The sequence below is a fragment of the Micromonospora sp. NPDC049139 genome (assembly GCF_055586845.1).
The window spans coordinates 32,017-54,339 of sequence record NZ_JBVJHK010000010.1 but is presented as its reverse complement, the minus strand read 5'-3'; the positions used below and the strand labels follow the sequence as shown (position 1 = coordinate 54,339).

Sequence of the window (22,323 nt, the reverse complement as noted above, 5' to 3'; positions counted from 1 at the left end):
GTCGGGTGGACCGGCCCCCCGAACCATGATCAGTTGTACGAAGGGATCGCGCCGGTCACAGCCGCCCCGCTACCGTACTGGTAACACGCGCGTCGCCGGTCCGGGCGGGGAGGATCCCGTCCGGTGGCACGCGCCGGGCATGGGATGGGTCGGTGAGCCATGGCCGGGTCGCAGTCCGACGGTCGGCTGTCGGAGGTCAAGTTCCTGACCGTCGCCGAGGTGGCGACGGTCATGCGGGTGTCGAAGATGACGGTCTACCGCCTGGTGCACAGCGGTGAGCTCACCGCGGTCCGGGTCGGCCGGTCGTTCCGGGTTCCCGAACACGCGGTGCACGAATACCTGCGGGGTGCCTTTCAGGAGACCGCCTGAGCCGCCCGCGGGCCACCCGTCGAGTGCGACGTAACGGGCATCGACGGGGGCGCGTTGGTCCTGCTGACGCTCTCCCGCTACCCTGGACCCCGACCGTGACCGCAGATGCGCCCCGCCGCATGTCCCGCTGGCCCGGTCCGCTGTCCGCACGCGGTCGTCGACGGCACCCGATGGTGGTGTCATCCGGTCGCCCCGCATGTTGCATCGAAAGGCTGTCGTATGGGCTCGGTGGTCAAGAAGCGCCGCAAGCGCATGGCTAAGAAGAAGCACCGCAAGCTGCTGCGCAAGACCCGCGTCCAGCGTCGCCGTCTCGGCAAGTGACCGGGGCCGGGCCGCTGCCCGGCACCCGTCGTCACTTGCCAACTGTCGACCCTCGGAGGCTCAGGTGATCAGGCCGTGGATGTCCCGGCTCGATCCCGCCTGCCGGGGGAGGTGCGCGACATGACCCCCGGTGGCACCCCAGGTGCCCCGGGGGTCGTCGTCGTGACCGGGGTCAGCCGGTACCTCGGCGCGCACGTCGCCGCCCGGCTCGCCGCCGACCCGCGCATCGAGCGGGTCATCGGCGTGGATCCGTCGGAGCCGGCCGCCGAGTTCACCGACCTGCTCGACCGTGTCGAGCGCGTCCGCGTCGACGCCGGCTCGCTCGGCGGTCTCCTCGCCGACCTCGACGTCGACGCCGTGGTCCACCTCGCCCTCGTCACCGCCCCGGACCAGCAGCACGGCGGTCGCGCGGCGATGAAGGAGCAGAACGTCATCGGCACGATGCAGCTCCTCGCCGCCTGCCAGCGGGCGCCCCGGCTGCGCAAGCTCGTGGTCCGCTCCTCGACGGCCGCGTACGGGGCGTCGTTCCGCGATCCGGCCGTCTTCACCGAGGAGACCGAGCCGCGCGAGGTGCCGCGCGGCGGCTTCGGCCGCGACATCCTCGACATCGAGGGGTATGTCCGCGGCTTCCGCCGCCGCCGGCCCGACGTCACCGCCACGGTGCTGCGCTTCGCGCCGTTCATCGGCTCGACCGCCGACACCACCCTCACCCGCTACTTCTCCCAGCCGGTCGTGCCCACCGTTTTCGGCCGCGACCCCCGGCTGCAGTTCCTGCACTTCGACGACGCGTTGGAGGTGCTGCACCGGTCGATCGTCGAGGACCATCCGGGGACGTACAACGTGGCCGGTCCCGGGGTGCTCTCCCTCTCCCAGGCGATCCGCCGGGCGGGCCGGGTCGCCGTGCCGGTGCTGGAGCCCGGCCTCTCCGGGGCCGTCGCGTTCGCCCGCAACCTCGGCTTCGGCCGCTACGGCCTGGACCAGGTCGACCTCTTCGTGCACGGCCGGGTCGTCGACACCACCCGCCTGGAGCGGGAGTACGGCTTCACGCCCCGCACCACCGCCGCCGCGTTCGACGACTTCATCCGCGCCCACCACGGTGGGGTCGTGGTGACCCGGGACCAGTTGGCGGTCGCGGAGCACCTCGTGCTGGAGGGGATCCGGCAGGTCCGGGCCGCCGTGCGGGAGCGCTCGTGAGCGCGTCGGAGGAGCGGCGCGACGGCCGCTACGACGTACCGCTGACCGTCGCCGAGCCGGGCGCGGAGCCGGCGCGGGCGAACGGGCACCGCCGGGCCGCCACGGCCGACGAGCCGGACACCGCCGCCACCGACGAGCCGGTAGCGGCCACCGCTGGCAGCAGGGACGAGCCTGGCGAGCCGGCCGCGACGGGCGCCACGGACGAGCCCGGCGAGCCGGCCGCGACGGAGGCCGACCTGCCGGGCGGGGCCGGGGACGTGCCGGCGACGACCGGGCCGGCGGTGCCGGACCGACCGGGCGACCACTGGGACCGCCGGGTCGCCAAGGGGCTTGCGTTCCTGCGCCGCCGACTCTCCGGCGACTACGAGGTCGACGAGTTCGGCTTCGATCCGGAGATCACCGAGGCGGTCTTCCACCCGCTGCTGCGGGTGCTCTACCGGGACTGGTTCCGCACCGAGGTCACCGGCCTGGAGCACGTGCCCGCCGAGGGCGCCGGCCTGGTCGTCGGCAACCACTCCGGCACCGTGGCGCTGGACGCGCTGATCCTTTCGGCCGCCCTGCACGACCAGCACCCGGCCCACCGCTACCTGCGGCTGCTCGGCGCGGACCTGGTCTTCCGGATGCCGGTCGTCTCCGAGCTCGCCCGCAAGACGGGCGGGACGGTCGCCTGCAACCCGGACGCGGAGCGGCTGCTCGGCAACGGCGAGCTGGTCGGCGTCTTCCCGGAGGGCTTCAAGGGCATCGGCAAGCTCTACGCCGAGCGCTACAAGCTGCAACGCTTCGGCCGGGGCGGGTTTGTCTCGGCGGCGCTGCGCACCGGCACCCCGATCGTGCCGGTCGCCATCGTCGGCGGCGAGGAGATCTATCCGATGCTCGCCGACATCAAGCCCCTGGCGCGGCTGCTCAAGCTGCCCTACTTCCCGGTCACCCCGACCTTCCCGTGGCTGGGGCCGCTGGGCATGGTGCCGCTGCCGAGCAAGTGGCTGATCGAGTTCTGCCCGCCGATCCCCACCGCGCACCTGACGGACTCCGCCGACGACCCGCTCGTGGTGTTCAACCTGGCCGACCAGGTGCGGGAGACGATCCAGCAGACCCTGCACAAGCTGCTCGAACGCCGGCCGGACCCGTTCGGCCCGTGACGCGGGCGGCCGGCGACGTCAGCCGTTGCGGCGGCGCCGGTGCAGGGCCATACCGGCAGTGACCGCCCCGGCCAGCAACCCGGCGGCGGCGGTGGACGGCACCACGATCTTCACGGCGCGCCGGCCGGTGCGGAAGTCGCGTACCTGCCAGCCGCGCTGCCGGGCCTCCCTGAGCAGGGCGGCGTCGGGGTTCACCGCCACCCCCCGACCCACGGTGGAGAGCATCGGCAGGTCGTTGCAGGAGTCGCTGTAGGCGGTGCAGCGGGCCAGGTCCAGCCCCTCCACCGCGGCGAGCTGGGTGACCGCCTCGGCCTTCGCCGGGCCGTGCATCAGGTCGCCGACCAGCCGGCCCGTGTACGCCCCGTCGACCACCTCGGCGACCGTGCCGATCGCGCCGGTCAGGCCCAGCCGGGCGGCGATCACCCGGCCGATCTCCACGGGCGCGGCGCTGACCAGCCAGACCCGTTCGCCGGCGTCCAGGTGCCGCTGGGCCAGCTGGCGGGTGCCGCCCCAGATCCGGGGGGCCATCAGCTCGTCGAAGATCTCCTCGGCGAGGCGCTCCACGTCCTCCACCCGCCAGCCCTCGACGAACGCGAGGGCGGCCTCCTTGGCCTGCGACATGTCCCCGGCGTGCTCGGTGGCGAGCAGCCGGAAGCGAAGCTGCTGCCACGCGAACCGGGCCAGGTCGGTCGTGGTGAAGTACTTGCGCGCGGCGAGGCCCCGGGCGAACCAGTAGATCGACGCGCCCTGCATCATCGTGTTGTCGACGTCGAAGAAGGCCGCCGCGGTCGGATCCGGCTGCGGCGGAGCGAGGGGTGCCAGGTCGGTCTCCGCCCAGCCGGCGGTGTGACCGTGGACGTCGGTGCTGACCGTCACCTTGCGGCTGCGGGCCACGCGACCTCCCTCTGCTGACCGGGCGCGGCGTGCGCCTGCCACTGGTCGAGGGTAGCCGGGCGACGGTTGCCGACGGCCGCCCGGCGGGTGAACTGTGGCGTGGACGGCGCGCCGGGCAGGTCAGCGACCGCCGGGGCAGGTGGCGGGGGCCGGGCCGAGGGAGTCGCTGCCGACGGGGGCGGGCAGGCCGCAGGAGATCGCCGCGCGGAGCGCGTCGGAGCGCTTGCGGACCGCGTCCAGCAGGGCCAGCGAGCGGCGGGTCCGGTCCCGGTCGGCCCGGGTGCCGGCGTCGAGGAGATCCCCGACCGCCCGCCGCTGCCCGGTGAGGAAGGAGTTGACCGCGTCCAGCGCCGCCAGGTCGGAGCGCTGCACCGCGGCGGTGGTCAGCAGGCGTACGCCCTGGCGGGTGCCCGCGTCCATGTCGTCCAGCACGGCGCTGTAGCCGTCCCGGTCCCCGTGCAGCGCGGCGGCCTCGGCCAGCCGGGTGCGGGCGAAGTCCAGGAAGAGCTGACCTCGGCTGATGTCCGAGCTGGCCAGCGCGAGCTGGGCCCGTTCCGTCGAGCGCTTCATGCCGTACAGCGCGTCACCGGGGACCGCGTTCTCGCTCGCGGCGGAGATGCCGGAGAGGGCGACCGCGCCGGCCGCGACGCCGACCAGGATGGCACCGCGGGCACGGGCCCGGCGGGCGGTGACGGCAGGCAGCAGGCGGCTGCGACCGGTGTCGGCGGCACCCGGCTCCGGCGCGGCGGCGGTCGCCGGGGCGCCGATGCCCTCGCGTTCGGCCGTGGCCAGCAGCATGGCGCGCAGCCCGGTGCGGAACTCCGGGTCCACCTCGACGGCCGGCGGGGCGGCGCCGAGCCGCTGCCCGACGGCGACGAGCGCGGCGAGCTGGTCGTCGGCGCGGGAACGGACGTGGTGCCGCCGGCCGCCGTTGGCCTCGTCGAGAAGCTGCGCGAAGCGCTCCGCGCGCCGACGGGAGAAGAGGTCGCTGTCCACCGCAGGCACCTCCTCTCGCTGGTCACGGCCGGTCGGCCGCTGTCGTCGCCAGCGACCGGTGACGGCGTGACACCACGGACGAACGTCGTGGCCGGCCACGCTGCCGGACCTCGGAACCCGGGGGGATGCCGGGGCTACCACCGGTCGCACCCGGAGAAACGGTCCGCACCGGGCATGGGTTACGGGCCCGCCGGGTGCGAAATCACGGAAAGTGATTGCCGTCACGGCGCGGGGAGGGTGGTGAGCTGGGCGAACGAGGATCGACGCCCGTCGGTCCCGTCGCCGGGACTACGGCTGGAAGCCGTCCGGCAGCAGCCGCGCCAGCGCCCGTACCGCGCGGTACTGCAACGCCTTGATCGCGCCCTCGTTCTTGCCCATCGCGCGGGCCGTCTCGGCCACGGAGAACCCCTGCAGGAAGCGGAGCACGATGCACTCCTGCTGCTCGGGGTTGAGCTGCTTGACGGCGCTGAGCAGGGCCACGTTGGTGATGTGCTCGACGACCGCCGCCTCCGGGCTGCCCTCCGGGCCCCGGTCCTCGCGATCGGCGTCCAGCACGTCGCCGGTGGTCACCTCCAGCCGGTAGCGGCCGGACTTGAAGTGGTCGGCCACCAGGTTGCGGGCGATGGTGACCAGCCACGCGCCGAGGTCCCGGCCCTGCCAGGTGAAGCTGCCGATCCGTTTGAGGGCGCGCAGGAAGGTGTCGGAGGTGAGGTCCTCCGCGAGCTGGCGGTTGCCGACCCGGAAGTAGACGAACCGGAACACCGTGTCGACGTACCGGTCGTAGATCAGCCCGAACGCCTCGGACTCGCCCGCCTGGGCGCGTTCGACCAGGGCCCAGACCTCGGTCGCCGGGTCGGACGGGTCCGGTCGGCTGGGGAAGCCCGTCGAGGCGGCGGGGGCGGCGGTCGCCGGCACCGCCGGGATCACGGCCGTCTCCGCGGCCGACTGCTCGGACGCCGTCGACGGTTCCGTCGTGCGGCGGCCCTGCGCCGGCATGGTGGGCCGGGCCGGCGCGACCACCCGGCCGCCGGCCGGCTTGGCGTTGCCCCCCGGTGTCGCGGGACGCGGTGGCGGTTCGTTGTGGTGCGGCCGGTGGCGGATCCGGCTCGACGTGCCCTCGCCGCGGAGCGCGAGGCTGCCCGTGTCGTCCAGCGGGCCCCGGGTGGCGGGTCGCTCGTTGAGCGGGGCGCGGGTCGCCGGGTTGGTCAGGCCGAGCGGCCGTTCCGCGTAACCGAAGGTCGTCACCGCGCCGCCTCCGTCCCGCCGGCCACGGGCCGCGCTGGTCGGCGCGTCGCCGTCGCGCCGCCACCCGGGCGGTCGGGCAGGGCTGGCTCGGGGCGTGCCGACGGGCGGCAGATCCCCTTGAGGTGCTGGTCCAATGCGCTCACAGGCACGGGGGCCTCCTCGGGCTGAGGGGTGTCGACTCACGGCAAATGGGGTGAGCCGACCCGAGTGATGATAGGGCCAACGTCACCCGCGCGTGGCAAGTCCGTTACACAGGGCGGAAGTATTTCCCGCCGCGTCGCACAAATGGCGGACCGGTTGTCCGTCGCGTGCGGTTGACATTCGGATTGCCGCGTGATCCCGAAGGGATTTCCAGCTCAGCGGGCACGCCGGCCGGCGCGGGGCGGGCGGGCGACGCGAAGGTCGACTCAGGAGCGTCCCGGGTGTACGGCACGCCGGCGTGTCCCGTGCACGGGACCGGATCCGTCTCGTCCGCGCGCCCCGGGGCGTCCTGTCGGCGGGACTCGCCGCGGCGGCGGCGCGTCCGACGGTCCCTCGGGCGCGGCCCGGGCCGTCGCGGGCATGGCCCGAGACCCCGGCGCTGTGCCAGACTCAGCCACCGTGCAGGACGCATCCGACAGCATCGCGTCGAACCTCGCCGACCGGGTCCGCCGGGCGGCCGCCGCCCACGGCGACCGACCCGCGCTGCACTGGCGCGAGCGGACCCTGACCTGGTCCGAACTGGACGCCTCGGTGACCGCCGCCGCCCGGGCCCTGGCGGACCTGGCCGGGGATCCGCCCGCCGGGACGGCGCCGACCGAGGCCCCGCCCGCCGGGGCGGCACCGACCGGGACCCCGCCCGCCGGGGCGGCGGCGGGCCCGTCCGCCGCCGTCGACCGGCACCCGCCCCGGGTCGCCATCGCGCTCGGCAACTCGCCGGACTTCGTGGTCGGCTACCTGGGCGCGCTGCGCGCCGGGCTGGTGGCGGTGCCGGTCAACCCCGGCCTCACCGCCCCCGAGCTGCGGCACGTGCTGGCCGATTCCGGCGCCTCGGTCCTGATCGGCACGGAGCGGGTGCGCGACCTCGTCGCCGACGTCGCCGGGGAGCTGCCCGCGCTCACCGCCGTGCACGGCGCCCCGCCGATGACGGACGGCGGGGGTCCGTTCCCCCACCGGGGCGGCGACGACCTGGCGGTGCTGCTCTACACCTCCGGCACCGAGGGGCGGCCGAAGGGCGCGATGCTCACGCACCGGGCGCTGGCGGCCAACCACGAGCAGGTGGACCGCATCGACCCGCCGGTCGTCGGCCCGGGCGACACCGTGCTGCTCGCGCTGCCGCTGTTCCACGCGTACGGGCTGAACTCGGGGCTGGGCGCGGTCGTCCACCATGGCGCGACCGGGGTGCTGGTCGACGACCTCGGCCCCGACGCCGGGCTGGCCGAGATCGCCCGCCACCGGGTCGGCGTGCTGGTCGGCGTACCGTCGATGGTGGCCGCCTGGTCCACGGCGGACGCCGGCGCGGTCGCCGCGGCCATGGCGTCGGCGCGGCTCGTGGTCTGCGGCGCGGCGCCGCTGGAGCCGGCCGTCGCGGCCCGCTTCGCCGAGGTCGCCGGCCGTCCGGTGCACGTCGGGTACGGCCTGACCGAGACCGCGCCGGTGCTCACCTCCACCCTCGTCGGCGGCGAGCCGAAGGCCGGCTCGATCGGCCGCCCGCTGCCCGGCGTCGAGTTGCGCCTGGTCGGGACGGACGGGGCCGACCTGTGGCGCGACGGCGCGGCCGAGCCGGACGAGGACGCCGACGAGCTGGACCTCTCCGACGCCGCGCCGGGCACGGACCCGGGCCAGATCGTGGTGCGCGGGGCGAACCTCTTCTCCGGGTACTGGCCGGACGGCCGGGGCGGGCCGGACGCCGACGGCTGGTGGGCCACCGGCGACGTCGGGTACGCCGACTCCGACGGCGACCTCTTCCTGGTCGACCGGGTCGGCGAGCTGATCCTGGTCAACGGGTTCAACGTGTACCCGCGCGAGGTCGAGCTGGTGCTCTCCGCCCATCCCGGCGTGGCCGAGTCGGCGGTACTGGGTGTGCCGCACCCGCGGACCGGCGAGACTGTCCGGGCGTACGTGGTGCCGGCGCCGGGGGGCCCGGTCACGGGCGAGGAGTTGCTCGCCCACTGCGCCCGCAACCTGGCCCGGTTCAAGTGCCCGACCGCCGTCGAGTTCGTCGACGAGCTGCCGCACTCGGTGATCGGCAAGGTACGCAAGACCCTGCTCCGGCCGGCGTCGTCCCCGGCGGCACCGGTGCCGTCGCCGGCGGCGTCGCCGGAGAACCGTCCGCCGGCCCCGGCCGGCACCAGCACCACGGAGGAGACCGATGCGTGAGCCCCGACTCACCCTGATCACCCGGCCCGGCTGCCACCTCTGCGAGGACGCGAAGGCGGCGCTGGACCGGGTGGTGGCGGTCACCGGGGACCGGTGGACCGAGAAGGACGTCACCGACGACATCGAGCTGGAACGCGAGTACGGCGACCGCCTGCCGGTGGTGCTGCTCGACGGCAAGGAGCACGGCTACTGGCGGGTGGAGGAGGAGCGGCTGCTGCGGGACCTGACGACCCCGCAGTTGTAGCGCCGCCGGGACCGCCGGGCCGGCCAGGGCGGGTCGGTGACGCCGGTTTATGGTGCTGCGATGACCCCTGCGCACCGCCACCTGGTCTGGGACTGGAACGGCACCCTGCTCAACGACCTCCACCTGGTGGTCGCCTCCACCAACGTCGCCTTCGCCAGCGTCGGCGGGCCCGCGGTCACCGCCGACGAGCACCGGGTCAGGTTCCGCCGGCCGATCGCCGACTACTACGCCGACGTGCTCGGCCAGGCGGTCGACGACGACGAGTTCGGCCGGCTGGACCGGATCTTCCACGACGCGTACCGGACCGGGCTGACCACCTGTGAGCTGGCGCACGACGCCACGGTCGCGATGGCGGCGTGGCGGGGCAACCAGTCCCTGCTCTCGATGTGGTTCCACGAGGAGCTGGTGCCGACGGTGCGGACGTACGGGCTCAGCGGGCACTTCGTCCGGGTGGACGGGCTGCGGGCCACCGTCGGCGGCGACCGCAAGGCCGAGTCGCTCCGCAACCACCTGGCCGAGCTGGGCGTGGCCGGCCGGGACGTGGTGCTGATCGGGGACTCCGTCGACGACGCCGACGCCGCCCTGTCGGTGGGCGGTCGCGCCGTGCTCTACACCGGCGGGTTCACCGACCCGGCCCGCCTGCGCGCCTCCGGCCATCCGGTCGCCGACACCCTCACCGAGGCCGTGGCCCTGGCGGCCGCCCTGCCCTGACCGGCGGGGTCAGTTGCGCAGGTAGGCGAGGACGGCCAGGACCCGGCGGTGCTGCTCCGTGTCGGGCGGGAGCTGGAGCTTCGTGAAGATGTTCCGGACGTGCTTCTCGACGGCGCCGTCGGTGACCACCAGGGTGCGCGCGATCGCCGTGTTCGAGCGGCCCTCGGCCATCAGGGCGAGCACCTCGCGTTCGCGCGGGGTGAGCTCGCGCAGCGGGTCGTCGCGGCGGCGCCGGGCGAAGAGCTGGCCGACCACCTCGGGGTCGAGCACCGTCCCGCCGGCGGCCACCCGGTCCAGGGCGTCGAGGAACTCGTCGATCGCGGCCACCCGGTCCTTGAGCAGGTAGCCGATCCCGCCCCCGCCGCCGCCGGTCGTGGCGAGCAGGTCGTCGGCGTACGACACCTCGACGTACTGGGAGAGGACCAGGATCGGGGTGCGGGGCACCAGCCGCCGGGCCTCCACCGCCGCGCGCAGCCCCTCGTCGGTGTGCGAGGGCGGCATCCGGACGTCGACGATCGACACGTCCGGCCGGTGCGTGACGACCGCCGCCACCAGCGCCTCGCCGTCGGCGACGGCGGCCACCACCTCGTGCCCCCGCTCGCTGACCAGCCGGACCAGCCCTTCCCGGAGCAGCACGGCGTCATCCGCGATCACGATCCGCATGGTTGAGTTGTCTACCACGTCGGGGTCACAGCGGGAGTTCCGCGCGGATTTCGGTGGGCCCGCCGGCGGGGCTGACCACGTCCAGCCGGCCACCGGCGGCGCGCACCCGGTCGGCGATGCCGACCAGCCCGTGCCCCTTGGCCAGGTGGGCGCCGCCCTGGCCGTCGTCGCCGACGCCCACCTCCAGCCGGCCGTCGCGCCGGCCCACGGTGACGTGGCACTCGGTCGCCCGGCTGTGCTTGGCGACGTTGGTCAGCGCCTCGGCCACGACGAAGTACGCCGTGCTCTCCACCGCCGGGTCGAGCCGGCCGGCGGGGCTGCCCAGCTCCGGGTCCACCCGCAGCTCGATCGGGATCAGGCCGCGCCCGGCCAGCGCCGCCAGGGCGCTGGGCAGGCCCCGGTCGACCAGGATCGGCGGCGCGATGCCCCGGGACAGGGCGCGCAGCTCGGCGAGCGTCTCCCGGGTCTGGGTGACCGCCTCGTCCAGGGTCCGCGCCGCGGCGTCGGGGTCGGAGGCGAGCTGCTGGCGGGCCCGGCTGAGGTCCATGGCGAGCCGGACCAGGCGCTGCTGCGGGCCGTCGTGGATGTCCCGCTCCAGCCGGCGCAGCGCGCTCGCCTCGGCGGACACGGCGGCCCGCTTCTGCTCCTCCAGCACGGTGATCCGGTTGCGCATCTCCGCCACGCCGGTGAGCATGGCCCGGCCGAAGCTCGCCTGGAGCAGCGCGCAGCCGCGGGCCACGATCGGCAGGGTGATCAGGAAGAACAGCCCGATCGCGGTGTGCAGCCCGATCCGGGCGACGGTCGAGTCGCCCAGGCCGAGGAGTTGGGGGAGGCCGACGTCCTCCGGGTCGCCGTGCGGCAGCGTCCAGTCGTACGCCCAGTAGAGCGATCCGGCGACGGCGCCGGCCCACCAGACCAGCGTGACCACGAAGGTGGCGACGGCCACGACCAGCTTGAGGATGCCGTGCGCCAGGTCGAGCCAGGACTGCGCGTCCCCCATGGGTACGAAGATCCGCCGCCAGGCGCTGGCCCCGGGCTCGGGGAGCCGGTACTGCGGGCGGATCCGGGACTGGTGCAGCACGGCGGGGAGGCGGAGCCGCTCGATGTCGGCCAGCCCCCGGGCGGCGTACAGGGTGCCGCTGAGGACGGGCAGGCCGATCACCGTCACCACCAGCCCGAGGCCGGCCGCGAGGCCGACCAGCAGGACCACGAAGCTGGCCAGGGCCAGGGGGAGGCCGAGCAGCACGTAGCCGGAGTCCAGGAGGAGCTGACGGGAGATGGTCGGCGCCGGCACGGGCGGGCCGGCGGCGACGGGTACGGCGGTCATACCACGAGGCTAGGCAGCGCGGGGGTGCCCGACCCATCCCGCCGGCCGGCCTCTCCGGCGTAGGGCTGTCCCTACCGCGACGGTCCGGGCGGCGCCCGCCGCCCGCGATGGGCGCCCCCGAGGTCCGACCGGCGGTGGGCCCCGGGGCCGGCGGTCGGGCCCCGCCGGCCCCGGCGTGACGTGATCGGCGGCGAGCCGCGCTCGCGCGATTGGTCAGAGAAGTCGTAATTGAGCAATAATCGCCGAGCGGCGCCGGCGGAGGCCGCTGTATCGATCTTGCGGGATGGAGGGCCAGGTGGAGCCGCGTCGCGAGCTGTCAAGATCGCGATTTGTGCACGCCTTCACAAGCGCCTACTCTGTAGTTCCGACGCGCCCTGCTAGCACAGCCGGCAATCTCGGTCGCCAGCGGGAGTCCCGAAACGGCCGGCCGCTGGAGCTGGCCGAGGATCGCACCGCACGGAGTCTCATGAGTCAGCACCGTCACCCTGGCGCGCCCGGCCGCGCCGGTGCCGTACCGGCGCTCCCGGACCTGCCCGAGGCGACCGTCGCGCGGCTCCCCGAATACCTCCGTGCCCTGCACAACCTGGCCGAAAGCGGTCACGAGACCGTGTCCAGCGAGGGGCTGGCCAGCGCCGCGGGGGTTAACTCCGCGAAGCTCCGCAAGGACCTCTCGCACCTCGGCTCGTACGGCACCCGGGGCGTCGGCTACGACGTGGCGCTGCTGGTCGACCAGATCGAGTTCGTGCTCGGGCTCACCCAGCGCCGCGCGGTCGCCCTGGTCGGCGTGGGTAATCTCGGTCACGCCCTGGCCGGCTACGACGGCTTCGCCAGCCGCGGCTTCCGGATCGCCGCGCTCTTCGACGCCGACCCCGGACGCGTCGGCGAGGAGATCAACGGGCTGGTCGTCCGGCACATCGACGAGCTGCCCCGGGTCGCGGTCGAGGAGTCCATCGCCATCGGCGTGATCGCCACCCCGGCGCCGGCCGCCCAGGCGGTCGCCGACCAGCTCGTGGCCGTCGGCGTGACGAGCATCCTGAACTTCGCTCCATGCGTACTCTCGGTTCCGGAGGGGGTCGACGTGCGCAAGGTCGATTTGGCGATAGAGCTGCAGATCCTGTCCTTCCACGAGCACCGCAAGGCATCGCTGACCGCGCTTCCCGCCACCGGCGGGTCCGCCCTCACCGCCCTGCCCGGCGGGCTCGCGGCCACCGACCCGCAGGAGGCGATCGGCACGTGAAACTGCTCGTCGTCGGTGCGTCCTACCGCACCGCTCCCGTCGCCACGCTGGAGCAGCTCGCGGTCGCCCCCGCCGATCTCACCCGCACCCTGGACCGCCTGGTCGCGCAGCCGTACGTGACCGAGGCCGTGCTCGTCTCCACCTGCAACCGGGTGGAGGTCTACGCCGCCGTGTCCGGATTCCACGGCGGCCTCGGCGACATCTGCGCCGTGCTGGCCGAGCAGGCCGGGTGCCAGCCGGCCGGGCTCGCCAACCACCTCTACGTGCACTTCGACGCCGCCGCGGTGGACCACGTCTTCCGGGTCGCCGCCGGGCTGGACTCGATGGTCGTGGGCGAGGCGCAGATCCTCGGCCAGCTGCGCGACGCGTACCACTCGGCGACCGGGGCCGACACCGCCGGGCGGCTGCTGCACGAGCTGATGCAGCAGGCGCTGCGGGTCGGCAAGCGCGCCCACGCCGAGACCGGCATCGACCGGGCTGGTCAGAGCGTGGTCACCGCCGCGCTGGAACTGGCCGCCGAGCACCTCGGCAGCGACCTGGCCGGCCGCCCGGCGCTGGTGGTCGGGGCGGGCGCCATGGGCTCGCTGGGCGTGGCCACGCTGTCCCGGCTGGGTGCCGGGCCGCTCGCCGTGACCAACCGCGGCGCCGACCGGGCCGTCCGGCTGGCCGAGGCGTACGGGGCCAGCGCGACGCCGATGACGGAACTCACCACCGCGCTCTCCACAGTGGACATCGTAGTGGCCGCCACCGCGGCCACGGAAGCGGTCCTCACCCGCGAGGTGGTCACCCGGGCGCTCGCCGGGCGCGACCCCGGGCGGGGGCCGCTGGTCCTGCTCGACCTGGCGGTGCCGCGCGACGTGGCGGCCGGCGTCGCCGAGCTGCCCGGCGTCGAGGTGATCGACATCGACCGGATGGCGGCGCTGCTCGCCGACGGGCCGGCCGCCGCCGACGCCGCCGCCGTCGAGCGGATCGTGGCCGGCGAGGTCGACGCCTTCCTCACCTGGCTGCGCGGGGCCGACGTGGCGCCGACCGTGGCCGCCCTGCGTGGCCGCGCCGACGACGTGGTCACCGCCGAGCTGCGCCGGCTCGCCCAGCGCCGCCCGGACCTCACCGACGACCAGCGCGCCGAGGTGGCCCGTACGGTGCACCGGGTGGTCCAGCGTCTGCTGCACCAGCCCACCGTGCGGGTCCGCCAGCTCGCCGCGGAGCCCGGCGGCGACCAGTACGCGGCCCTGCTGCGCGAGCTGTTCGACCTCCAGGTGCCGCAGACGTCGCCGGTCGACACCGTTCCCGACGTCGTGGACAGCGACGTCGTACCGCCGTTCGGCCTCGCCGACTTCCCGTCGTCGGCCGGCCCGGCCGACGTCCCGCCCACCGGAGGTGAGCGATGAGCACGCCCCTGCGCCTCGGTACCCGGGGCAGCAAACTGGCGATGGCCCAGTCCGGCCACGTCGCCGAGGCCCTGACCGCCGCCACCGGCCACCCGGTCGAGCTGGTCGAGGTGGTCACCGCCGGCGACCGGTCCTCCGCGCCGGTGCACCGGCTCGGCGTCGGCGTCTTCGTCTCCGCCCTGCGCGACGCGCTGACCGCCGGCACCATCGACTTCGCGGTGCACTCCTACAAGGACCTGCCCACCGCCACGGCGGCCGGGCTGCACATCGCGGCGGTGCCGATCCGGCAGGACCCGCGGGACGCGCTGGTCGCCCGCGACGGTCGGACGCTCGCCGAGCTGCCGCCCGGCGCGACCGTCGGCACCGGCGCGCTGCGCCGCATCGCCCAACTGCACGCTCTCGGGATGCAGCTGGAGGTCGCCTCGATCCGGGGCAACGTCGACACCCGCCTCGCCCGGGTGCTCGGCCCGGAGGCCGACCTGGACGCCGTCGTCCTGGCCCGGGCCGGGCTGGCCCGGCTGGGGCGGACCGAGGTGATCACCGAGACGCTCGACCCGATGCTGATGCTGCCCGCGCCCGCCCAGGGTGCGCTGGCGGTGGAGTGCCGGATCGACGACCCGGACATGGTCGAGTTGCTCGCCGTGCTCGACCACGCACCGTCCCGCGCCGCGGTCGTCGCGGAGCGGGCGCTGTTGGCCACCCTGGAGGCCGGATGCTCCGCTCCGGTCGCCGCCTACGCCGTCGTCGCCGAAGGCGAGCCAACCGGCTCGGGTGCCGAGGGCGATGTTGTCCAGGAGATCTACCTGCGCGGGGCGGTGATCAGCCCGGACGGCTCGCGAGACCTCCGGCTGTCCCGCACCGGAACGCCCGCCGACGCGGCGGAGATCGGCAAGGCACTCGCCGCCGAACTCCTCGACCTCGGCGCCGACTCGATCCTCGGCCAAGAAGGACACGCCGGCCCGGGGACCCAGCAATTTGGGAGCACAGAATGACCCGCACCCGTAAGCCCGTAGGCCGCATCGCGTTCGTCGGGGCCGGTCCCGGCGACCCGGGCCTGCTGACCCGCCGGGCGCACGACGCCCTGGTCGACGCCGACCAGGTGGTGTACGACCGGGGAGTCCCCGAGTCGCTGCTCGACGCCGTCCGTGCCCAGGCCAAGTCCGACGCCCAGTTCACCCCGGCCGAGGGCGCGCCGGGCGACGTGGCGAAGGTGCTGATCTCGGCGGCCCGGTCCGGGCTGAACGCGGTGCACCTGGTCGCCGGCGACCCGTTCGGCCACGAGTCGGTGGTCCGGGAGGTGCAGGCGGTGGCGCGTACCGCCGCGCACTTCGAGGTGGTCCCGGGCGTCGGCCAGGCGGAGGGCGTGGCGACCTACGCGGGCGTGCCGCTGCCCGGCGTACGCACGGCGGCCGACGTCGAGGACGTCAGCACGCTGGACTTCGACGCCCTCGCCGCGGCCGTCGGCCGGGGCTCCCTGGCCCTGGCCGTGGACGCCGGCGACCTCGCCGCGATCCGGGACGGGCTGCTCGCCGCCGGGGTGGACGGCACCACCGGCGTCGGGGTGACCGGGGACGGCACCGGCGAGACGCAGTACACCACCACGTCGACCGTGGACTCCTTCGTCGCGGCGGCGCTCGGCTTCACCGGCCGGGTCGTGCTCACCGTCGGCGAGGGCGTCGGCCAGCGGGACAAGCTGAGCTGGTGGGAGAACCGGCCGCTGTACGGCTGGAAGGTCCTCGTGCCCCGCACCAAGGAGCAGGCCGGCGTGATGAGCGCGCGGCTGCGCGCGTACGGGGCCATTCCCTGCGAGGTGCCGACGATCGCGGTCGAGCCGCCGCGGACCCCGGCCCAGATGGAGCGGGCGGTCAAGGGCCTCGTCGACGGCCGGTACGCCTGGGTGATCTTCACCTCGGTCAACGCGGTCCGCGCCGTCTGGGAGAAGTTCGCCGAGCACGGCCTCGACGCCCGGCACTTCGGCGGCGTCAAGATCGCCTGCATCGGCGAGGCGACCGCCGACGCCGTCCGCGCGTTCGGCATCCAGCCCGAGCTGATCCCGTCGGGGGAGCAGTCCTCCGAGGGGCTGCTGGCCGAGTTCTCGCCGCACGACGAGATCCTCGACCCGGTCGGCCGGGTGCTGCTGCCGCGCGCCGACATCGCCACCGAGACCCTCGCCGCCGGGCTCACCGAGCGCGGCTGGGAGGTCGACGACGTGACCGCGTACCGGACGGTCCGGGCCGCCCCGCCGCCCGCCGAGATCCGGGACGCGATCAAGTCCGGTGGCTTCGACGCGGTGCTCTTCACCTCGTCCTCCACGGTGCGGAACCTGGTCGGCATCGCGGGGAAGCCGCACGCCCGTACCGTTGTTGCGGTGATCGGGCCCAAGACGGCGGAGACGGCGACGGAGTTCGGCCTGCGGGTCGACGTCCAGCCGCCGCACGCCTCGGTCCCCGACCTGGTGGAGGCGCTCGCCGCCTACGCCGTCGAGCTGCGCGAGAAGCTCGCCGCCATGCCGGCGAAGCAGCGCCGCGGCTCGAAGGTCCAGGGGCCGACCGCCCTGAGGTTCCGGTAGTCGTCGTAGCAGGAGGCCCGTGATGCCGTACCCCGAGATCCGGCCCCGCCGGCTGCGCCGCAACGCGGCGCTCCGGCGGCTGGTGTCCGAGACCCGCGTCGACCCGGCCGAGCTGGTCGTGCCGATGTTCGTCAAGGAGGGGCTGACGGAGCCGCGGGCGATCGCGTCGCTCCCGGGGGTGCTCCAGCACTCCCGGGACTCGCTCCGCAAGGCCGCGGCCGAGGCCGTCCAGGCGGGCGTCGGCGGCATCATGCTCTTCGGGGTGCCGGCGCGGCGGGATGCCACCGGGTCCGGCGGGATCGACCCGGACGGCATCCTCAACGTCGCGATCCGTGACGTCGTCGCCGAGGTGGGCGACGCCACGGTGGTGATGAGCGACCTCTGCCTGGACGAGTTCACCTCGCACGGGCACTGCGGCCTGCTCACCCCCGACGGCGGCGTGGACAACGACGCCACGCTGGCGGCGTACGCCGAGATGGCGGTTGCCCAGGCCGCCGCCGGGGTCGGGGTGGTCGGGCCGTCCGGGATGATGGACGGCCAGGTCGGCGTGGTGCGCCGGGCGCTCGACGCCGCCGGCCATCAGGACGTGGCCGTGCTGGCGTACGCCGTCAAGTACGCCTCGGCCTTCTTCGGCCCGTTCCGCGACGCCGTGGAGTCGGCCCTGGAGGGCGACCGGCGCACCTACCAGCAGGACCCGGCGAACCTGCGGGAGTCGCTGCGCGAGGTCGAGCTGGACGTCGCCGAGGGCGCCGACATGGTGATGGTCAAGCCGGCGCTGCCGTACCTCGACGTGGTGTCGGCGGTCCGCGCGGCGGTCGACGTCCCGGTCGCGGCCTACCAGGTCTCCGGCGAGTACGCGATGGTCGAGGCGGCCGCCGCGAACGGCTGGATCGACCGGGAGCGGGCGATGCTGGAGACGCTCACCTCGATCCGTCGGGCCGGTGCGCAGATCATCCTCACCTACTGGGCGGTCGAGGCCGCCCAGCTCCTCCGCCAGGGCTACTGAAGCCCTACTGACGGCCCCGGCCCCGGCCCCGGCCAGGTCGCGCTGGACGCAGCCCTGCCCGACGACCTACGACCCGCGACCCGCGACCCGCGACGGCACGCCAATGTCGGCTCACCGCATGCGTGCCCGGTCCACGCATGCGGTTTCCGTTACCCAGAGCGACCAATCCAAGCGAGTCGTGAACCCCTCTCTCGAACGCTTTGCTCTGCACCCGGATACGCGCCGGCAACCGAGAGTGTCTGTTGCGTATGTGGGTGCAGAGCAAAGGGCGCATAGAGGGTTAGCCGCTCCTCGGGGCGTTCTTTGGACATGTGCTGGTCAGGGCGGTGATGAGTCGGATCGTCGGCCGCGAAGCTCGGTCGGCGGCGCCAGCGCCATCACTCACAGTCACATTGAGTCTTCCGGTTGGGGATGTTACCCAGCGTGAGGGTTGGTGGGGTTGCCGGGAGCCACCCCGGTCGAAGTGGGTGCTGCCGGTTCTCCACAGGTAGGTGGGTTGTCCACAGGCCGGGGAGGCGGGATTGCGAACGGGTCCGTACGGCCGGGACCGTGACGGGATGACCGACATTTTCGCCACACCATGGGCCGACGACCGGCCGTCCCATGACGAGCAGCCCGGCTCCGACGACCAGCCCGGCTGCGAAGACCAACCGCGCTCCGACGACCAGCCCGGCTGCGAAGACCAACCGCGCTCCGACTACCAGCCCGGCTGCGAAGACCAACCGCGTTCCGACGAACCGCCCGTGCTGCTGACCGAGCCGTTCGACATTCCGTGGCCCGCCGCCGGCATCGTCCGCGCGATCCGGCGCCGCGCCGACCTGAGCCAGCGGGAGCTGGCTCGGTGGGCGGGGGTGCACCACGCCACCGTGGGGCGGATCGAGGCGGGTCGACTGGTGCCGAGCATCCTGCTCCTGCGCCGCGTCATCGGGGTCGCCGGGTTCCGGCTGGCGGTGGTCGACGAGTTCGGGCGGGTGCTGAAACCGATGCGGGACCGCGACGACACCCGCGACGGGGCGGAACGCCGCTACCCGTCGCACCTCGACACCATCCTCGACCCCGAGCCCGGGGAGTGGTGGGCGGACCTCTACGGGCTGGCCCGCCCGCCGGAGACGTTCTACCGCAATCGCGCCGTCCGGGACGCCATGCGGCGGCGCAGCCAGTGGGAGGTACGGGTGGCCAAGTACCGCAACGTGCCCCCGCCGCCGCGCGCGTGCGGGCACGATCGCCGGTTCCCGTGAAACCATCGTCCCCGTCGGCCCATCGCCCGTTGAAAGGGCCGACGGCCCGCGCGCCAGGTGCTTCCTGGCGGGCGGGCCGTCGGTACGCGCAGCCGGAGGGGCTGTCCGGGCGACGTCAGTCGTCGTCGGCGATGGTGCCCACCGCGACCGGGTCGGCGAGGCGCAGCCCCGGCACGCCCGTCACGAGCAGCGTCAGCTTCTCGTCGGCCTCCCGCTTGCGGTCACCGCGCACGGTCACCGGGAAGGCCAGCGAGGTCTGCCCGGCGGCCAGGACCTTGCAACCGACGTAGGGGTCGTAGTCGGCGCCGGCCTGGGCCGTGGTGCCGTACGTGGCGGCGCAGAGCAGCACCGGCTGGGACAGCGGTCGCGAGACGGTGACCGTGAAGGTCAGCGGGCGGGTGCCCCGGTCGCCCTCGGCCACCGACACGTCCCCGACGTTGAGCGAGGCCCGCGACCGGAACCGGGCCACCTGCGGGTCGTGGTCGCTGGAGCCGCGCGTGCCGTCAGCGGCGTGCTCGGCCGGCCAGTCGGCGTTGATGTGCGCCGCCCGCATCTGGACCAGGTCCCGGTGCAGCGCGCCGTTCACGAACAGGTGGTCCAGCGTCTGCGCCTGCCCCTCGAAGCTGTACGAGTAGGCGGACGACGGGGCATCGGCGAGCAGATCGTCCCAGAGGTTGCGCATGCCGGCCTCGTACAGCGGCCCGAGCTGGTCCGACGGGGTGGGCTCCGCGGCCGTGGCGCTGAGCCGCTGGTCCCCGGCCGCGGGGAACGGGTCGTCGGGGCGGGGGAAGACGTTCAGGTCCCCGCCGTACACCACCCGCGCGTCCGGGTCCGACGCCTCGATCGCCGTGACGATCGCGGCCCCGTAGGCGGCCTGCTCCCGGCGCTGCCCGACCCGGCTGTCCGGTCCGGAGGAGTAGTGGTTGCTCGCGGCCCACAGGGTGTACCGCTCGGTCGACCCGGGCGCGGCGGCCACGGTGAACTTGCCGAGCTGCGGGGCACGGGTGAAGACGTTGTCGCCGTCCTTACCGGTGGACGTGTCCACGTCGGCGGGAAGCACCGCGTTGAGCGCCTTCGGGTTCTGCACGTCCGCGTTGGCCGGCAGCCCCGCGCCGCGATACTGCACCGTCGGCGCCGAGCCCAGCAGCGGGTCGCCGGCGGTCGCCTCGGCCAGCGACACCCGGTCGGTGCGGTACAGGAACGCGGCGGTGATGCCCCGCGCGTCCGCGCCGCTGCGGTCGTACGCGGCCGCGTAGGCCGGGCCGCCGCTCGCCGCGATGGTCAGCGCCAGGTCCTGGAGGGTGTCCGGCGCGCCGTCCGCGTCGTTGGTGGTGCCGCACACCAGCTCACCGCCGGAGACCGCGCAGATGTCCTGGTCCTCCGCCTCCTGCACGAGGATCAGGTCGGGCGAGTGCAGGTCGGTGGTGATCTGGTCGGCCAGCGCGGCGAGCTGGTCGCGGTACTCCTGCTCGCTGCCGGGGACGTAGTCGAACGGCGGGCGTACCCCGGTGCAGCCGGCGTTGCCGGCGAAGTCGCAGCCGTCGAACGGGTCGTCGCGGTAGTCGTACAGGTTCTCGACGTTGTAGGTCGCGACCGCGACCTCCTCCGACCGCTTGGCCGGCTGCGGCGGGTTGTTCGTGGACGGGTCGGTCCCGCCGGTGAACTCGGCCCGCTCGACCTGCACGCCGTACTTCTCGAACGAGTAGTAGAGGCCACCGACCGCGTCGGCGGTCAGCGTGTCGAAGGTGCGGGCGGGCGGGAGCAGCGCGCTGCTGTCGCCCGTGGTGCCCTTGACGCCCATGCTGCCGAGCAGGATGCGCTGGCCGTTGCCGTCGTCGAAGCGGCGGCCCGGGTCGTTGTCCAGCGGGTGCGCGTCCCGGAACACCCGGCGGGCGTACGGGTCGGCGCGATCCAGCAGCGGGTCGTCCCGGTCGATCACGAAGATCTCGCCGTCGGCGGTGGAGGCGAAGACGTTCCGCCCGCTCACGGCGCCGCTGCCGGCCCGCACCCGCAGCCGGGTGCCCTCGTGCCGCTCCCAGAACCGCTGCGCGTCGGCCAGTTCGACCGGCGGCACCGCGTCGGCCACCTCGACCTCGGCGTTCACGTCGACGCCGGAGGCGAGCTTGCGCACCAGCGACGCGCCGGAGAGCTGGGTGAAGTTGAAGTACTCGGAAACCCGGGCCCGGAGCACCACCTCGTCGCCGACCGTCGGCACGTAGCCGCCGATCAGCGAGGTGAACGAGCCCATGAAGACGAAGATGCCGTCCGAGCTGGTCGGGTCGCCGTCGGTGGCGCCGGACCGGCTCTGCAGGAAGAAGCCGCGCTGGTCCCGGCCCGACGAGTCACGCGCCAGGGTGAGCTGGGTGATCACGCCGCGCACGTCGTACAGCGTGCTGCTGGTGCCGTTGCCGGACGCCGGCGCGAGCGGGGACCGGTCGGCCGGGCCGGACTCGCCGTCGGCGGTCGGGCCCTGCACCTCGCCGACGGTCAGCTCGCGGGTGACCTGCACGGCGAGGGTGCAGGTGGCGGTGCCGCCGTCCGCGTCGGTCGCGGTCAGCACCACCGTGTACGCCCCGGCGGCCAGGTCGGCGCTCGCGCCGACCGTGGCCCGGGCGGTGCCGCCGACCGCGTCGGCCGGGGTGACGGCCGTACGGCTGACGGAGCCGGTGGCCGGGGTCGGGCTGACCGAGGTGACCGCCAGGTCGACGATCCGGTCGTCGGCGTCGGTGGCGGTGACCTCCCGGGTCGCCGCCGTGCCGGCCGGGGTGACCAGCGCCGGGCCGCAGGTGAGCGTCGCCGGCGCGTCGACCGGGCCGCCCCCGTCGACGGTGTGCGCGCCGAGCCCGTCGAACGTGTCGACCGGGAAGCCGGCCCACTGGGCGGCCGGGTCGAACGCGTCCGAGGGGTCGGTGTCGCCGGACGTCACGGCGGGCAACCGGCGCAGGGTGTTGTTCTCGGTGCTGGTGACGCCGGTGCCCCACTCGGTCCCCGGGTCGACGCCGACCTGGCCGATCGAGTCGAGCACGGTGCCGCCCCGGCGCAGCACGATCGCGTCGTCGCCGTTGAACAGGCCGGCTGTCGTGGTCTGGTCGGCCCGGTCCAGGATCGCCGGCGCGGCCGAGGCGGAGGCGAAGACGAAGACGTCGCCGGCGGCGACGGTCCCGGTCAGCGCCACGTTCGTCGGGGTGGTGGAGCCGTTGAAGTGCAACTGGAGCTGGTAGCCGCCGGCGGCCAGGTCGACGGCGACGCCGGTGCCGTTGAACAGCTCGATCGCCTTGTTGTTCGACGAGCCTTCGACGTACTCCGAGATGAACAGGTCGGTGGGCGCGGCGCTGGCCGCGGTGGGTGCGACGCCGACAGCCGCGACGGTCACGGCGGCGGTGGCGGTCGCGAGCGCGGCAAGAGTGCGGCGCGGGCGCAT

General features: G+C 74.5%; 19 protein-coding genes. 13 read left to right on the top strand and 6 right to left on the bottom strand.

Annotated elements, in window-relative coordinates; all coding sequences use genetic code 11:
- Nucleotides 1-159 precede the first annotated feature (159 nt).
- The 4 genes from ACZ6Q9_RS18460 to ACZ6Q9_RS18445 all read left to right on the top strand — a co-directional run bounded on the left by ACZ6Q9_RS18460 (nucleotide 160) and on the right by ACZ6Q9_RS18445 (nucleotide 3,023).
- Nucleotides 160-369, top strand: a complete 210-nt coding sequence (locus tag ACZ6Q9_RS18460; protein WP_007465625.1) for a helix-turn-helix domain-containing protein — start codon at nucleotides 160-162, stop codon at nucleotides 367-369.
- A gap of 219 nt (nucleotides 370-588) precedes the next feature.
- Complete coding sequence (locus ACZ6Q9_RS18455) at nucleotides 589-690, top strand: 30S ribosomal protein bS22 (protein ID WP_007465623.1); 102 nt, start codon at nucleotides 589-591, stop codon at nucleotides 688-690.
- 120 nt (nucleotides 691-810) lie between these two features.
- Nucleotides 811-1,884 (top strand): NAD-dependent epimerase/dehydratase family protein, encoded by a 1,074-nt coding sequence (locus ACZ6Q9_RS18450; protein ID WP_393264794.1) that lies wholly within the window; start codon nucleotides 811-813, stop codon nucleotides 1,882-1,884.
- Between the two features lie 257 nt (nucleotides 1,885-2,141).
- Nucleotides 2,142-3,023, top strand: coding sequence for a lysophospholipid acyltransferase family protein (locus ACZ6Q9_RS18445; RefSeq protein WP_393265031.1), 882 nt, complete (start codon nucleotides 2,142-2,144; stop codon nucleotides 3,021-3,023).
- A gap of 18 nt (nucleotides 3,024-3,041) precedes the next feature.
- Here ACZ6Q9_RS18445 and ACZ6Q9_RS18440 read toward each other — a convergent pair whose 3' ends face one another.
- The 3 genes from ACZ6Q9_RS18440 to ACZ6Q9_RS18430 form a co-directional block, all read right to left on the bottom strand.
- Complete coding sequence (locus ACZ6Q9_RS18440; RefSeq protein WP_396829087.1) at nucleotides 3,042-3,917, bottom strand: HAD family hydrolase; 876 nt, start codon at nucleotides 3,915-3,917, stop codon at nucleotides 3,042-3,044.
- Nucleotides 3,918-4,037: 120 nt separating this feature from the next.
- Nucleotides 4,038-4,913 (bottom strand): DUF5667 domain-containing protein, encoded by an 876-nt coding sequence (locus ACZ6Q9_RS18435; protein ID WP_393264800.1) that lies wholly within the window; start codon nucleotides 4,911-4,913, stop codon nucleotides 4,038-4,040.
- Nucleotides 4,914-5,201: 288 nt separating this feature from the next.
- Nucleotides 5,202-6,158 (bottom strand): ECF subfamily RNA polymerase sigma factor, BldN family, encoded by a 957-nt coding sequence (locus tag ACZ6Q9_RS18430; protein ID WP_393264802.1) that lies wholly within the window; start codon nucleotides 6,156-6,158, stop codon nucleotides 5,202-5,204.
- A 561-nt stretch (nucleotides 6,159-6,719) separates the two neighbouring features.
- On the opposite strand from ACZ6Q9_RS18430, the gene ACZ6Q9_RS18425 reads away from it, so the two are divergent.
- From ACZ6Q9_RS18425 to ACZ6Q9_RS18415, 3 genes are read left to right on the top strand one after another with little or no spacing between them, the layout of a single operon-like run.
- Entirely contained in the window at nucleotides 6,720-8,516 is a 1,797-nt protein-coding gene (locus ACZ6Q9_RS18425; RefSeq protein ID WP_396829086.1) for an AMP-binding protein, read from the top strand.
- A complete protein-coding gene (locus tag ACZ6Q9_RS18420; protein WP_350707036.1) occupies nucleotides 8,509-8,760 on the top strand; it encodes a glutaredoxin family protein in 252 nt (83 codons plus the stop codon). Before ACZ6Q9_RS18425 ends, ACZ6Q9_RS18420 begins: the two co-directional genes overlap by 8 nt.
- Before the next feature lie 60 nt (nucleotides 8,761-8,820).
- Nucleotides 8,821-9,471 carry an HAD family hydrolase gene (locus ACZ6Q9_RS18415; RefSeq protein ID WP_393264807.1) on the top strand — a complete coding sequence of 217 codons (651 nt, stop codon included), beginning with the start codon at nucleotides 8,821-8,823 and terminating at the stop codon, nucleotides 9,469-9,471.
- A gap of 9 nt (nucleotides 9,472-9,480) precedes the next feature.
- On the opposite strand, the gene ACZ6Q9_RS18410 is transcribed toward ACZ6Q9_RS18415, so the two are convergent.
- Complete coding sequence (locus ACZ6Q9_RS18410; RefSeq protein WP_350707040.1) at nucleotides 9,481-10,134, bottom strand: response regulator transcription factor; 654 nt, start codon at nucleotides 10,132-10,134, stop codon at nucleotides 9,481-9,483.
- A gap of 25 nt (nucleotides 10,135-10,159) precedes the next feature.
- Nucleotides 10,160-11,461 (bottom strand): sensor histidine kinase, encoded by a 1,302-nt coding sequence (locus ACZ6Q9_RS18405; RefSeq protein WP_393457382.1) that lies wholly within the window; start codon nucleotides 11,459-11,461, stop codon nucleotides 10,160-10,162.
- Between the two features lie 466 nt (nucleotides 11,462-11,927).
- Here ACZ6Q9_RS18405 and ACZ6Q9_RS18400 point away from each other — a divergent pair, with 466 nt between their 5' ends.
- The 6 genes from ACZ6Q9_RS18400 to ACZ6Q9_RS18375 all read left to right on the top strand — a co-directional run bounded on the left by ACZ6Q9_RS18400 (nucleotide 11,928) and on the right by ACZ6Q9_RS18375 (nucleotide 18,902).
- Nucleotides 11,928-12,698 carry a redox-sensing transcriptional repressor Rex gene (locus ACZ6Q9_RS18400; RefSeq protein WP_393264812.1) on the top strand — a complete coding sequence of 257 codons (771 nt, stop codon included), beginning with the start codon at nucleotides 11,928-11,930 and terminating at the stop codon, nucleotides 12,696-12,698.
- Nucleotides 12,695-14,089: a glutamyl-tRNA reductase gene (locus ACZ6Q9_RS18395; RefSeq protein ID WP_393264814.1), complete on the top strand. Its 1,395-nt coding sequence runs from the start codon at nucleotides 12,695-12,697 to the stop codon at nucleotides 14,087-14,089. Before ACZ6Q9_RS18400 ends, ACZ6Q9_RS18395 begins: the two co-directional genes overlap by 4 nt.
- Nucleotides 14,086-15,081 carry a hydroxymethylbilane synthase gene (hemC, locus tag ACZ6Q9_RS18390; protein WP_396829085.1) on the top strand — a complete coding sequence of 332 codons (996 nt, stop codon included), beginning with the start codon at nucleotides 14,086-14,088 and terminating at the stop codon, nucleotides 15,079-15,081. The genes ACZ6Q9_RS18395 and hemC overlap by 4 nt, the downstream gene beginning before the upstream one ends.
- On the top strand, nucleotides 15,078-16,658 hold the full coding sequence (locus ACZ6Q9_RS18385) for a bifunctional uroporphyrinogen-III C-methyltransferase/uroporphyrinogen-III synthase (protein WP_396829084.1): 1,581 nt from the start codon (nucleotides 15,078-15,080) through the stop codon (nucleotides 16,656-16,658). Before hemC ends, ACZ6Q9_RS18385 begins: the two co-directional genes overlap by 4 nt.
- A 22-nt stretch (nucleotides 16,659-16,680) precedes the next feature.
- Nucleotides 16,681-17,664, top strand: coding sequence for a porphobilinogen synthase (hemB, locus tag ACZ6Q9_RS18380; RefSeq protein WP_396829083.1), 984 nt, complete (start codon nucleotides 16,681-16,683; stop codon nucleotides 17,662-17,664).
- A gap of 557 nt (nucleotides 17,665-18,221) precedes the next feature.
- The gene (locus ACZ6Q9_RS18375; protein WP_396829082.1) at nucleotides 18,222-18,902 is read left to right on the top strand and encodes a multiprotein-bridging factor 1 family protein; all 681 of its coding nucleotides are present in this window, start codon (nucleotides 18,222-18,224) and stop codon (nucleotides 18,900-18,902) included.
- Between the two features lie 115 nt (nucleotides 18,903-19,017).
- Here ACZ6Q9_RS18375 and ACZ6Q9_RS18370 read toward each other — a convergent pair whose 3' ends face one another.
- Entirely contained in the window at nucleotides 19,018-22,323 is a 3,306-nt protein-coding gene (locus ACZ6Q9_RS18370) for a lamin tail domain-containing protein (RefSeq protein ID WP_396829081.1), read from the bottom strand.

Bases quoted from the DNA above. Each gene is read 5' to 3' on its own strand.
- ACZ6Q9_RS18405 (WP_393457382.1), bottom strand. From the start codon at position 11,461: ATGACCGCCGTACCCGTCGCCGCCGGCCCGCCCGTGCCGGCGCCGACC.
- ACZ6Q9_RS18420 (WP_350707036.1), top strand. From the start codon at position 8,509: ATGCGTGAGCCCCGACTCACCCTGATCACCCGGCCCGGCTGCCACCTC.
- ACZ6Q9_RS18385 (WP_396829084.1), top strand. From the start codon at position 15,078: ATGACCCGCACCCGTAAGCCCGTAGGCCGCATCGCGTTCGTCGGGGCC.
- ACZ6Q9_RS18450 (WP_393264794.1), top strand. From the start codon at position 811: ATGACCCCCGGTGGCACCCCAGGTGCCCCGGGGGTCGTCGTCGTGACC.
- ACZ6Q9_RS18425 (WP_396829086.1), top strand. From the start codon at position 6,720: ATGGCCCGAGACCCCGGCGCTGTGCCAGACTCAGCCACCGTGCAGGAC.
- ACZ6Q9_RS18455 (WP_007465623.1), top strand. From the start codon at position 589: ATGGGCTCGGTGGTCAAGAAGCGCCGCAAGCGCATGGCTAAGAAGAAG.
- ACZ6Q9_RS18370 (WP_396829081.1), bottom strand. From the start codon at position 22,323: ATGCGCCCGCGCCGCACTCTTGCCGCGCTCGCGACCGCCACCGCCGCC.
- hemB (WP_396829083.1), top strand. From the start codon at position 16,681: ATGCCGTACCCCGAGATCCGGCCCCGCCGGCTGCGCCGCAACGCGGCG.
- ACZ6Q9_RS18400 (WP_393264812.1), top strand. From the start codon at position 11,928: ATGAGTCAGCACCGTCACCCTGGCGCGCCCGGCCGCGCCGGTGCCGTA.
- ACZ6Q9_RS18375 (WP_396829082.1), top strand. From the start codon at position 18,222: ATGACCGACATTTTCGCCACACCATGGGCCGACGACCGGCCGTCCCAT.
- ACZ6Q9_RS18460 (WP_007465625.1), top strand. From the start codon at position 160: ATGGCCGGGTCGCAGTCCGACGGTCGGCTGTCGGAGGTCAAGTTCCTG.
- hemC (WP_396829085.1), top strand. From the start codon at position 14,086: ATGAGCACGCCCCTGCGCCTCGGTACCCGGGGCAGCAAACTGGCGATG.
- ACZ6Q9_RS18410 (WP_350707040.1), bottom strand. From the start codon at position 10,134: ATGCGGATCGTGATCGCGGATGACGCCGTGCTGCTCCGGGAAGGGCTG.
- ACZ6Q9_RS18415 (WP_393264807.1), top strand. From the start codon at position 8,821: ATGACCCCTGCGCACCGCCACCTGGTCTGGGACTGGAACGGCACCCTG.